The sequence below is a fragment of the Thiothrix fructosivorans genome, from assembly GCF_017349355.1.
GTDB classification, from domain to species: Bacteria; Pseudomonadota; Gammaproteobacteria; order Thiotrichales; family Thiotrichaceae; genus Thiothrix; species Thiothrix fructosivorans.
Genome location: NZ_JAFMPM010000007.1, coordinates 39,585 through 53,142, shown reverse-complemented (window position 1 = coordinate 53,142; position 13,558 = coordinate 39,585). Strand labels below are relative to the sequence as shown.

At 47.8% G+C, this 13,558-nt stretch carries 4 protein-coding genes and 1 pseudogene; all 5 read right to left on the bottom strand.

Going from position 1 to position 13,558, the window contains the following annotated elements; genetic code table 11:
• Positions 1-13: 13 nt before the first annotated feature.
• Positions 14-2,455 carry a nitrite reductase large subunit NirB gene (nirB, locus tag J1836_RS13065; protein WP_207251570.1) on the bottom strand — a complete coding sequence of 814 codons (2,442 nt, stop codon included), beginning with the start codon at positions 2,453-2,455 and terminating at the stop codon, positions 14-16.
• A 313-nt stretch (positions 2,456-2,768) separates the two neighbouring features.
• A complete protein-coding gene (hemB, locus tag J1836_RS13060; protein ID WP_207251569.1) occupies positions 2,769-3,773 on the bottom strand; it encodes a porphobilinogen synthase in 1,005 nt (334 codons plus the stop codon).
• Between the two features lie 97 nt (positions 3,774-3,870).
• Entirely contained in the window at positions 3,871-10,836 is a 6,966-nt protein-coding gene (locus J1836_RS13055; protein ID WP_242632844.1) for an Ig-like domain-containing protein, read from the bottom strand.
• 1,476 nt (positions 10,837-12,312) lie between these two features.
• Positions 12,313-12,681: pseudogene (locus tag J1836_RS22010) on the bottom strand (CARDB domain-containing protein); the annotation flags it as partial.
• Positions 12,682-12,718: 37 nt separating this feature from the next.
• Positions 12,719-13,537 (bottom strand): Tle-like phospholipase domain-containing protein, encoded by an 819-nt coding sequence (locus J1836_RS13050; protein WP_207251567.1) that lies wholly within the window; start codon positions 13,535-13,537, stop codon positions 12,719-12,721.
• Between the last annotated feature and the right edge of the window lie 21 nt (positions 13,538-13,558).

Genomic DNA, 13,558 nt, shown 5'->3' with positions numbered 1-13,558 from the left:
GTAGTGTCCTCTCTCAGGCTTCGATCATAATTGGGGTGAATTCGGCAGCTTCGGCACCGTCGGCACGTTCCTTCCAAGGGTCGATTTGCGCAGGTTGTTGCGAAATCAGGAAACGTTCATATAAGGCTTTGCGCTGGGCGGCATCATCCACCACGGCTTTCTTGACCTTTTCCAAGCCAACCCGCTCAATCCATGGCGCAGTACGTTCCAGATAATGCGCGTCTTCGCGGTAGAATTGGCAGAATGCGCCCGTGTATTCCAACACTTGCGCTTCGGTTTCAACCTTGCATAGCAAGTCGGTGACGCGCACTTTGATACCGCCGTTACCGCCAACATGCAGCTCGTAACCAGAATCCACGCACACCACGCCGATGTCCTTAATGGTCGCTTCCGCACAGTTGCGCGGGCAACCCGACACTGCCAGCTTGAACTTGTGCGGCATCCACGAACCCCACGTCAGTTCTTCCAGCTTTACGCCGAGTCCGGTGGAATCTTGCGTGCCAAAACGACACCATTCGCTGCCGACGCAGGTTTTCACGGTACGCATTGCCTTGCCGTAAGCGTGGCCCGACACGAAACCCGCCGCGCTCAAATCCTTCCACATCGCAGGCAACTGCTCTTTTTTGATGCCGAACATATCAATGCGCTGCCCGCCCGTGACCTTCATGGTCGGCACTTGGTATTTGTCGGCAACATCCGCAATGGCGCGTAATTGATCAGAGGTACACATCCCGCCAAACATGCGCGGCACGACCGAATACGACCCGTCTTTCTGGATATTGCCGTGAGCGCGTTCGTTGATGTAGCGCGATTGCGCATCGTCCACGTATTCGGTAGGGAACGCGCACAGCAAGTAATAGTTGAGCGCGTTCCGGCACGACGGGCAACCATCCGGCGTTTCCCACTCGAAATGGCTACGCACTTCCGGCATGGTTTTTAGGCTGTGCTGAATAATCCCGTGACGGATGTCGTCATGAGTGTAATCGGTGCATTTGCACAGCGGTTTGGTCTTCGGCGTGGCGGAATAGTCGCCGCCAACGGTGTGCGCCAGCAAGGATTCGACCAAGCCAGTACACGAGCCGCACGAAGCTGATGCCTTGGTATGCGCCCGCACTTCATCCAGCGTAAACAATTTTTTCTCAGTGATGGCTTTTACGATGTCGCCTTTGCACACGCCGTTACAGCCGCAAATTTCGGCATTGTCCGGCAAGCTGGCAACGCGGGTGTCAGGGTTATGCCCAGAATCGCCCAAATGGTGTTGCCCAAACAACAAGGTGTCACGGTAGGCAGAAATGTCCGTGCCATCTTTCATGAGCTGGAAATACCAACTGCCATCGACGGTATCGCCGTACAGTACCGCGCCCTTGATCTGATTGTCTTGTAGCACGATCTTTTTGTACGTGCCGGATGCTGCGTCTTTAAACACAATGTCTTCGGTTTTATCGTTGCCGATAAAGTCGCCCGCCGAGAACAATTCAATCCCGGTGACTTTCAGCTTGGTGGAGGTGACTGTGCCGACATAACGGGCAATACCGTGTTTGGCGAGATGATTGGCAGCCACTTTGGCTTGCTCGAACAGCGGCGCGACCAAGCCGTAAGCAATACCGCGATGTTGTACGCATTCACCAATCGCGTAAATTTTCGGGTCGGTAATGGTTTGCAGGGTGTCGCTGACCACGATACCGCGTTCGCAATACAAGCCTGCGGATTTACCGAGTTCGGTATTGGGTTTGATGCCGACTGCCATGACCACGAGATCGGCAGGGATTTCCGTGCCGTTTTTGAAACGTACTCCGATAACGCGCTGATTACCGATGATTTCAGCAGTGCTGTGTTCCATCAGGAAGGTCATGCCACGCGCTTCGAGGGACTTTTGCAGCATGGCAGCCGCTGGTTTGTCGAGCTGGCGTTCCATCAAGGTGTCGAGTAGGTGGACGACAGTGACGTTCATGCCTTGTTTCATTAAGCCATTCGCCGCTTCCAGCCCCAGCAAGCCGCCTCCGATGACGACCGCGTGTTGGTAGCGGCTGGCAGTGTCGAGCATGGTATCCACGTCTTTGATGTCGCGGAAACCGATTACGCCCGCTTTATCCGCACCGGGCAAGGGCAGCATGAACGGCACGGAACCCGTGGCAATGATAAGGCGGTCGTAATGCGCTACCGTGCCATCGGTGGCGATGACTTCGCGGCGGGCGCGGTTGATTTCTCCAACTTTTTTACCTTTGTGCAGGGTAATGCCGTTGGCGACGTACCAATCTTCACTATTGAGCATGATTTGCTCGATGGTCTTTTCACTCGCCAGCACAGGCGAAAGCATAATGCGGTTGTAGTTACCGTAAGGCTCTTCACCAAATACCGTGATGTTGTAATGGTCGGGGGCAAGTTTGAGCAATTCTTCGAGGGTGCGTACCCCTGCCATGCCGTTACCGATCAGTACCAAATTTTCTTTCAGCATTGTTGCGTCTCCTGAAAACAAAAAAGCCCTGAACCTCAAGGTCGGAAATAGACCAGAAGGTTCAGGGCTTCGTTACCCGAATAAGTTGTCGTCACGCAACGGTGCGTGGGTACTGCGGTACGGTCGCCGTTGACCGTGGAGCAGCTTGTTGTGGGAAATTATGCAAAGGTTGTGCCAAAGACGGCTACGCCACATTCCCCCCTTCCCCAACCCTTCCCCCACAAGGAGTGAAGGAAGCAAGAGGAAAGCGATACTGTATTAGAATGCGCTAATTCAGGGAGTGCATGGGGAAATGCGCACCAGAATAAGGCATTTATGCCTTCAACCACTCGGCGACTTGTTTGGCGTAATACGTCAAAATACCATCTGCACCAGCACGCTTCATACCCAGCAAGGCTTCCATCACGCAAGCCTTTTCGTTGATCCAGCCATTCATGCCAGCCGCTTTGAACATCGCGTATTCGCCGCTGACTTGGTAAACGTAGGTGGGCGCTTTGAACTCTTCTTTGATGCGGCGCACGATGTCAAGGTAGGGCATTCCCGGCTTGATCATCACCATATCCGCGCCTTCTTGCAGATCCAGCGCCACTTCCCACAAAGCTTCGTCAGAATTGGCGGGATCCATTTGGTAGCTGTATTTATTGCCACCCTTCAAGTTTGCTGCCGAACCGACCGCATCGCGGAATGGGCCATAAAAGCTAGAGGCGTATTTCGCGGAATATGCCAGAATGCGCGTGTTCAAATGCCCATGCTGCTCTAACACGTCACGGATTTCACCAATACGCCCATCCATCATATCCGACGGTGCGACCACATCCGCGCCTGCTTCGGCGTGGGAAAGTGCCTGCTTGGTCAGTGCCGACACGGTTTCATCGTTGAGAATATAGCCGTTTTCATCCATCAAACCGTCTTGCCCGTGCGAAGTGAACGGGTCAAGCGCCACATCGGTAATCACGCCCAACTCCGGCACAGCGGCTTTAATCGCCCGCACGGCGCGTTGCGCCAAACCGTCAGGATTCCACGCCTCTTCTGCCTTATCGGTTTTCGCGGATTGCGGGGTCACGGGGAAAATCGCCATTGCCGGAATGCCCAGCTTAAACGCCTCTTGCGCTTCTTTTACCAACAGATCAATGCTGATGCGCTCCACGCCCGGCATGGAGGCAATGGCTTCGCGTTGATTCTCGCCCTCCATCACAAATACCGGCCAAATCAAATCATTGGCAGTCAGCACGTTTTCGCGCATTAAACGGCGGGAAAAATCATCACGGCGCATCCTGCGCATACGGGTGTAAGGGTACATTCCGGGGTAAATAGCCATTGCAAGCCCTGTCAGTGAATAAAAGATCGCTTATTTTGCCCGTTTGTCGGGGGAATGCCAACTATTGGCGGCTGCATCCCCCGACGTTCCGCGTGATTCACTGGGTAGTGCTTTTGAATACCACCTTGCTTTTGCCTAACGTTAATGTGGTAGTGACCGATTTTTTCGCACTTTTAGCACTCAAATGCCGCACTTGCAAGGTATCCCCTGCTTTCACCATGCCTTTTGCCTTGGTGTAAGTCCCCTTGTTGATGCTGTATTCACCACCACTGATGCTGATCGCAAGCGGCGCATTGATGCCGCTAACCGTAACACTGGCAGATTCTTGCCAAGCGTTACGCGCAACATCCGTTAGTGCATTGAAGCTAAGCGCATCCGGTACACTGTCGATCACCAACGTCGTGCTTTTAAAAGTGAATGATTGCGTACCCAGTTTCAAGGTCGTGGTTATTGTCGTCTTGGATTTAGTGGATGAGGCGTGACGTACTTGCAAGGTATCGCCGTTACGTACCGTACCTTTGGCTTTAGTATAACTGCCGTTATTGATACGGTATTCGCCACCGCTAATACTAATAGCGATGGGTGCATTTACGCCGCTGACGGTGACAACATTCGACTCCATCCATGTCAACGATGGCACATCCGTCTGACTATTGAAGCTGAAGGCATCCGGCACACTATCAATCACCTGAGTAGTGCTTTTGAAGGCAATCGCCACTTTCCCTAGCTTTAGCGTGGTTGTGACAGCAGTGGTGGACTTGCTGGATGTAGTGTGACGCACTTGCAAGGTATCACCATTTTGTACCGTGCCTTTGGCTTTGGTGTATGCCGCGCCATTTTTACGGTACTCACCACCAGTGATGGTGAGCGTTGTTGCACCTGCTAACCCACTAACGGTGAGGGTGTTGGACTCCAGCAAGGTAGCAGGGGACACGTCTTTTTGTTCAACGAAGTAGTTCAGCGTTGGTGGTGGCGTGACGCTAACTGGCGCACAGGCTGCTGCCCAGATACTACCGTGAGCACCGGCAATGACGGCTTTGTCGGCGAGGCGTTGGTAGGTGTAGGGGTATGCTATCGCTTGTTGCGTTGTCCATGCACGTCCGTCACTGGAGGTGAGCAAGCCTTGGGTAGTCAGTGCGATGTACTGGTTGTCTTGCCAGTAGATTGCTGACCATGTGCGGGCAGTGGCGACTTCTGTCACACCGTCCACAGTTGGCTTGATGGCGGCGGTCGTAGTAAGGCTACTGAGGTTGGCAGCCATGAGATGGCTATTGCCTGCGGAGTCAAACAACAAGTATTGGCTACCGTTCCAAACCGCGCCGTGTTCTAGTGCCGAGGCATCTTGCCCTGTGTTGGTGGCGCGGGTTGTCCATACCAAACCATCGGTACTGGAGAGGATAATGCCTTGCCCACCGACCACGAACTCGTTGTTGCCCGTATCAACGTAAGCAAGTTTCGCTGTCGTGCCAGAGGTGGCTTGCTGCCAGTTGATGCCGTCCACACTGGTGAGGATGGTGCCTTGTGCGCCAACGGCAACGTAACGACCTTTCGCGTAGGCGATGTCGTTGAGGGCGTTGCCTTGGAAAGCAGTGACGGGTGTCCAAGTGATGCGGTCGTCTGACCAGAACAAACCACCGAGCAGCGATACGCCAACGTGATGTGTGCCGGTGTCGGCTTTGGCAACTGCCCAGATATTGCTGGGGTATGTGCCGTTTTGGAGAATGCCGCTCCATTGGAAACCGTCACCGTTGAGAATGGCTTGTTCGCCTGTGTCGCTGTAGCCGAACAGAGTGATTGGGTTAGTGTCTTTGCTCGCAAACGTTAGGGCGTGGAAGTGGTTGGCGATGCGTGACTCGGTTTGTGGGTAGGGGGAAACATTCGCCATGTTGCGGTAGTCGCAGCCTTGCACCAGCCGTTTTGCCTGTAGGGTGAAGGCTTGGGCGCTGGTGTTGTTGGTGGTAACGGTTTCCGCTGTGCTGGTGGTCGCGTTAGCACTCACGTTGAGCATGTTGCCTGCGGTGTAGCCGGAATAGCGGTTAATGACTTCGACCGTGGCGGTTTGACCTGCGGGGATAGTACCCACCATAAACGTGTCCAATTTAGTCGGTGGAGAAACCAAACAATCTTTGCTGTTACTGTCGGTATGGCTAAGTGGACAATCCAATGTACCTTGACTGGCGTTACGGGCAACAAACTCGGTCAATAATTTACCATCACCATTTGCATCAGCGGGAGACATGACCTTAACGATGACATCCTCCGCCGTGGCATTACCTTGATTGGTAATACGAATAAGGTGAGACGTAAACTCATCTGGGGTTACATTGGGCTGATTTGTAACAGACACCACCAAATCGGCTTTTGTCTGTTCAGCACGGGTCAACGACGTGAAGGTTGCGCTGACATCCCCAACTGTTAGGACTGTCTCGGTTTTGCTGGCATGACTGGCTGCACTGGTGTGCCGTACTTTGAGCGTTGCACCAGTGCTGACGGTGGCACTAGCACTGGTATAAGCCGCCCCGTCAATACTGTATTCACCGCCAGTGATGCTAATCGGCACGTTTGTGTTGATGCCGCTGATCTTGACAGCATTGGATTCCATCAGGGATGACAAATCCACATCGGTTTTTGGTGTGAATACTATCGCATCAGGGGTTGTATCCACTGCCGTTACCGTAATACGGATGGTTGCGGGGGCAGAAACGGCGTTGCCATCTGAGACCGTAAACGTGATTACCTCTGTGCCACTCCACTTGGCTTGCGGTGTGTAGGTAAACTGATTACCAGAGCCTAGCAGTGTGCCATTGGTAGCAGATTGGGTAATCTTGTAGGTGAGAGTATCACCATCAGTATCACTGCCTTCCAAGGTAAATGCCAATGCCTTACCGTCAGTCACTGACAACACCTGATCTTTTGCTGTTGGCGGGGTATTGACTTTCGTGGTGGATATAAAGGTTTCGGCTATACCGCCAATCGTCACGACTGTCTCTGTCTTGGTTGCGTAGCTGGCAGAAGACGTATGTTGCACCTTTACCTTATCGCCGTTGCTAACCGTCCCGGCAGTGCTGACATACCCCCCGCCGTTGATGCTGTATTTCCCGCCGGTCACAGCAATTGCCGTGACCGTATTAATACCGCTGACCGTGATTTCATTGGATGTCATGATGCTGGAAAACGCCACACCAATCTGATCCGTGAATGTAAATAGATCAGGCTTAGTATCCACTGCTGCCTTGACCGTCACATCCACGCTGTCGCTCATCGTACCGCCTTTACCGTCGCTAACCGTCAGGGTAAAAGTAAATTTGGTATCTTGGCTGACTTGGGGTGCAGTAAACGATGGTGAACTGGTTGTTGCCCCTATGAGGGAAACCGTGGGTGTACCAGCAGTTTGTACCCAGTTATGGGCAATGGCATCGCCATCCACATCTGCACCACTGCCTGTCAGGGTGACATTTGCGCCTGAGTCCACGGTCTGGTCAATGCCCGCATTAGCAGTAGGTGCATCGTTAACAGCATTAATTTGCAGATTAACCGTAGCCACAGCAGAATCTGTATTGCCATCATTAGCTTTGAACGTGAAACTATCTTTACCATTAAAATTGGTATTCGGTTTATACGTCACGGTATTGCCAATAAGCGGTGCTTGACCATTTTTAGGTTGAGTAACAATGGTGTAAGTCAACTTGTCGTCTTCTGAATCTGTCGCAATCAACGTGATCGTTTTGGGAGTATCCTCATTGAGTGTTTCATCACTGCCTTGCGCCGTTGGCGGGGTATTGACTTTCGTGGTGGATATAAAGGTTTCGGCTATACCGCCAATCGTCACGACTGTCTCTGTCTTGGTTGCGTAGCTGGCAGAAGACATATGTTGCACTTTCACCTTGTCGCCGTTGCTCACCGTCCCGGCAGTGCTGACATACGCTCCGCCGTTGATGCTGTACTTTCCGCCGGTCACAGCAATTGCCGTGGCCGTATTAATACCACTGACCGTGATTTCATTGGATGTCATGATGCTGGAAAACGCCACGCCAATCTGGTCAGTGAACGTAAATAGATCAGGCTTAGTATCCACTGCCGCCTTGACCGTCACATCCACGGTGTCGCTCATCGTACCGCCCTTACCGTCGCTAACCGTCAGGGTAAAAGTAAATTTGGTATCTTGGCTGACTTGGGGTGCAGTGAACGATGGTGAACTGGTTGCTGCCCCCATGAGGGAAACAGTGGGTGTACCAGCAGTTTGTACCCAGTTATGGGCAATGGCATCGCCATCCACATCTGCCCCACTGCCTGTCAGGGTGACATTTGCACCTGAGTCCACGGTCTGGTCAATGCCCGCATTGGCAGTAGGCGCATTATTGACCTTCGTAGTGGATATAAAGGTTTCGGCTATACCACCAATTGTCACGACTGTCTCTGTCTTGGTTGCATAGCTGGCAGAAGACGTATGTTGCACCTTTACCTTATCGCCGTTGCTAACCGTCCCGGCAGTGCTGACATACGCCCCGCCGTTGATGCTGTACTTCCCGCCAGTCACAGAAATTGCTGTAGCAGTATTGATACCGCTGACTGTGATTTCATTTGACGAAATGAGAGCCGACAAGGCTACGCCTGTCTGATGAGTGAAAGGGAATGGCTCAGGTGTTGTGTCCACATTAGCCACAGTTACCTCAAACTGTTTGAGAATGTAATCACTGCCTGCCTTGTCGCGGATAACGCCAGTTTTCAAACCTGCCGCTGTCGGCATACAACTAGCAGTAAACTGGTTCACCAAATCACCGACACCGGGCAATGGCGGTAGCGTACCTGGTGGTGGTGGCGGAGCAGTCGGGGGAGCTACAGCATTCTTCAGAGCGCTCTTCGGCGACAATTGGGGATAGACACCATCTGTCCGTATCTGCATGTCGTCACAGCCTGACAAAGTAACATCTATGCTACCTGTTAAGTTTTTCCCTGTAATCACCAGTTCCAGCCGTTTTCCAACAATAGCTGTATTGGGTGTTACAGAACTGATGGTTGCGGTCACGGGGTATGATTTCGCGTTTTTCGGGTCAGTGCCAGCGTCATATTCCTGTTTGTTGGTGAAGCTATCCTTATCAGCATCTTGCGTTGCATCTGTTGAATTCAGAGGATCAAGACCGTGTTGTTCTTCCCACGTATCAGGCATTCCGTCGTTGTCGTCGTCGGGGTCTGCGTTGTTACCAATGCCATCCTTGTCATTATCCTTGGACTCGGCTTTATCATCGGGGAAAGCATCCTGATCATTTGACACACTGTCACCATCACGGTCTGTGTCACAAACATCACCGATTTTGTCACGATCCAAATCCTTCTGGTCAGTGTTTTTAATTTCTGGGCAATTATCCAAGGTATCTTTTATGCCATCCTGATCCTTATCCAGTACCGATGCCTCTACAAAAAACTCCATTAGCAATGAGCCACCAGACTTATCTTTAACCAATCCTTGTAATTTTTCAGCGCGGCTAGGCGTACAACTAAACTGAACTTGAGTTTCAGTAGCATTTGGCAACTTTGTCAGACCCTCACAATACCCAATCCAGAAAGCCAACGTATTTGGTAGCTTTATGCCTTTTACGGTAAAGACCGTATTCTCGTTTACATCCGCAACTAACGGTTCTACAGAATAGACCTTTGCAGTAATGGGATAAGACTTCGCATCTTTCGGATCAGTGCCTGCATCGTGTTCTTGCTTATTGGTAAAACCATCATTATCAGCATCTTGATCGGCATCTGTTTTGTTCAAAGAATCAAAACCGTGTTGTTCTTCCCACGTATCAGGCATTCCGTCGTTGTCGTCGTCAGAGTCTGCATTGTTACCGCTACCATCACCATCCGTATCCAGCCACTCTTTCGGGTCATTGGGGAATGCGTCGTTGTCATCTAGGAAACCGTCGCCATCGGAGTCGGTAACACAGGCTTTTACGTCTTGCAGATGCAACGAGTAGTCAGGAATTCTTGCATTATCAGCGTATTGATTAATCTTAACGATGTATTTCCCAGCAGGTAGCGGTGCTGTGCAATCAAATAACAATTTGGAGTAATAACCTTCGCCGCTATCATCGTCAGATTTGGCGGTATTCGAGTCAAACTTCCAATCATAGAGCGTCATAAAGGTATCGTGACCACTCGCACCACTGGTTTCCAACCTTAAACTAGAGGGTGATGGCAACGTAAAGGTTAACCAATCCACATCACCTGCTGGACAAATTGAGCGTTGAATACTGGTATTTAAGCCGATGGGAATTGCTGTGAACTGCGAGTCTGGCTCATTGTATGCGATACAACTTTCTTCCATTACTAAGTTGGCAGTAATCTGGTTATTGTCTTCATTGGATTCAGTAACGACCTGAGCAGCATCCGCCTTAACGAACAGCCGATAATTGCTAGTGATGTGTTCCGGGATATAAACATCAAACGACACGTTGGCACTGGTGCTAGTCAATACCGCCGGAATCGGAACAGGTGGTAATGCTTCATTACCTGACAAGACATCATCTTCTGATAACCAGACACCCAATGAAGAAGCTGGAGTTGCAGTGCCGCCAATGTTTTCTATGTCTACGCTGACATTGATGGATGCACCTGCTTTCACAGATGCAGGAATCTGTAAATTGACGGGGCGCAAATCAGGCAAGACCTCGCTTACATTCAGTGAAAATGTTTTCAGGGTATAGTTGCTGCCTGCTTTGTCTTTAATCGTGCCGGACTTTGTGCCTGCACTGGAGAACGTACAAGTGAATTTCACTTCTGTTGCCGTTGCACCTGCTAACTTTTGGATGCCCGCGCAATCTGCAAGCTGCATATCCAAGGTATCGGGCAAGTCTGTACCCGTGACGATGACAGTGATTTTTTCACCCACATTCGCTGTTTCTGGGATAACAGTGCTTACCTTTGCCTTTACAGGGTAAGATTTAGCATCACGCGGGTGTGCGTTGGCATCATGTTCCTGTTTATTGGTGAACCCGTCATTATCAGCATCCGTCCCCGCATCTGCACTGTTTAATTGGTCAAAACTGTATTGCTGCTCCCATGTATCCAGCATACCGTCGTTATCGTCGTCAGTATCAGCATTATCGCCAAACCCATCTTTGTCATTATCTTTTGACTCATTTTTATCATCTGGGAAGCTATCTTGGTCATTGGGAACTCCATCTCCATCCCTATCATTAGCAGCAACATCACACCTGTTTTGGTATAGAATACCAGACCGTCCAGCTACATACATATATTCACCATCAAAGTGAACACCATAAGGATCGCTTTGTATCGCAGTTACGCGCCTCCAAAGCTGACCATCATCACTAATAAGAGTGTATTGAGTTCCTGGGATAACATAATGGTAATTATCCCAAGCAATGCGATACCCACTTGCTCTAGAACCTGTATCGTTCCATTTGCCATTTTGATAAAAATAAATCCCGAAAACATGGTCAGTGGCAACAATACTCTTTCCATTTGATTCAAGTTGAAGAATGGCGTTCGAATTTAGAAATAAAACAGGAGTCCATTCTTTTCCATCTTGGCTTTTTAAGACAGTACCATTACCTCCAGAAACCAAGAAAATTTTTTCATCTCCATACCAAGTTACATCTGTCAAATGATTATTTGTTTTTGAGTCAACATCAACCCAATCTTGAGAGTTTCTACTATAAGCAATTCCACCATTGTTACCAACGACAATATATTCTTTGCCATTCCAAGAAATTGCAATAGGATTAAAAGACAAATTGGTGTCATATACTTGCCAAACCTTACCATCAACACTAGCATATATATTTTTATCTATGTTGTTTAATACTAAAAACTGTGCGCCATCCCAAAAAATATCAATAAACAATGCGTTGTTTTTCTTATAAGAAAGCTCCCAACTAACTCCATCTATTGATGTATAGATAGAATCATTTGAAATGGCTATCCTAATTTCTTCATTAAACCATAATTTATTAATTTGAGCATCAAATGCATGACCCACCCCCCATTCACTATAACTACATGTAGATTGGTGGAAGTATTTTTTTATTTCCCCCTCAATAGTAATGTTTTTATCGAATATAAAAGATGGCCTGTACAAATATAATTGCGACTCATTAACTAAAACTTTAATCAAAACATGGTAAACGTCCTTGTTATCAAAAAATGAGTCATAAATAATATCACTCTTTCTGTCTAGCTTATCCTTACTAAAGCCAAAACTTACTGAAAACCTCTTATTCATCTCATCAAAATTACTTCCAATGATAGTTGATGCTATATCGACAATAAAATAATTATCGCTTATAGTATGAATTTTGCTATATAGAATTTGTGGAGAAATATAAGAATCTTTATTATTTGGCAAAGTCCCCCAGTTAAACTCTATTTTATTTGAAACGCCATCACCGTCAGAGTCTAGCATCGCATCCGTTTTGTCTTCTGGATTAAGACCATGTTCAATTTCCCAGTAATCGCTAATTTGATCAGCATCAAAATCACTAGTGGTACTATAGACTATAGTTTCAACCAAACTTGAGTAATTATTGGTTCTATCTTTCTCTAAAAAAGAATTTTCTTCATCTGCTATGCAGCTCAATGTATGCAAGCCTTCGTTGCTAGCATTTATTGATCTTTCAAAAACAAAATTTTCATATGCGCCTACATTAATTGATTCATAATAGCTATTAATAGGATTCGTATTGGTTCTGTTTTTATATAGATAACAATTGATATTTATAGCTCTTGGAGTTGCCCCATTATTTTTAAGAATTATTGTATGCGTAATGAGTTTGCTATTTATTTTCGCTGTTGCACTTGCAATCTCTATAAAAATATCAAAATCTTCACTTTGCTCACCTTTCCCAAACAAATCATTTAATGAATCAGCCTTCAAAATAGGAGGAAAAAGCAACATTAATAATATTAATAATGAGATTTTCACAAGTCATACCTCATAAATAGCAGGCACTAGGCAACTTGATATTTTGAACATCAAGCCAGTCAATTCCACCTATAGGTGGATAAATTCCTCGCCAATAAGAGCTTTTTTCTGCTTTAAAACACAAGCCACCAAGAACACCTTGATCTAGTGATGTCTTTTGACAGAAATACCCTCCTTGTTGAGCTTCCACCCCACCAACCTTGCTCCCCATTGCATAATCTTTATCATATTTTCTTTTCCCATTATACATAACCCCCCTTAAATCCATTTTTTGAAACATGGAAATACATCTATCAAGATGTTTCTCTGCTTCTGTCCGAGCAGTTGCAGAAATTGACTCAAGACGATTATATATATTCTCTATCTTATGCAAGTTTTCTTTACCGGTTATGCTTGATGGTATAATAAATACTTTTCCCAGTAATGTCGGAGGAAAACCTAATGTCGTCGAAACAACATCCATTTCAAAAGTTTCATTATTAATTAAAATAAAATTATTAATTCCCTTATAGTCTGCGATAAGCTTTGGATTGGTTAAGCCCCATAAAGGAGCTGGATTAAAAGTATAAGCTGGAATGGATAATTTTTTTGCTACATAAGCCGCCAATCCACCGCCTAATGAATGACCAGTTAGAGTAACTTTATTTTTTGGGTGTTCTTTAATAACCTTTAGAGCATACTCCTGCGCTGCTATATATTGTGTAGGCAAAGGAATGACATGTAAATTATTCATCCAATCATTTATTGATGTTAGCGATGTACCCCTAAAAGCTATAACATATTCATCTCTCTTTTTATATGTAGCTGCATAAAAACCCCATAAGTTCAAAGAGGAACATACAGTGTCAGA

Bases quoted from the DNA above. Each gene is read 5' to 3' on its own strand.
- nirB (WP_207251570.1), bottom strand. From the start codon at position 2,455: ATGCTGAAAGAAAATTTGGTACTGATCGGTAACGGCATGGCAGGGGTA.
- hemB (WP_207251569.1), bottom strand. From the start codon at position 3,773: ATGGCTATTTACCCCGGAATGTACCCTTACACCCGTATGCGCAGGATG.
- J1836_RS13055 (WP_242632844.1), bottom strand. From the start codon at position 10,836: ATGCTGGATACATGGGAGCAGCAATACAGTTTTGACCAATTAAACAGT.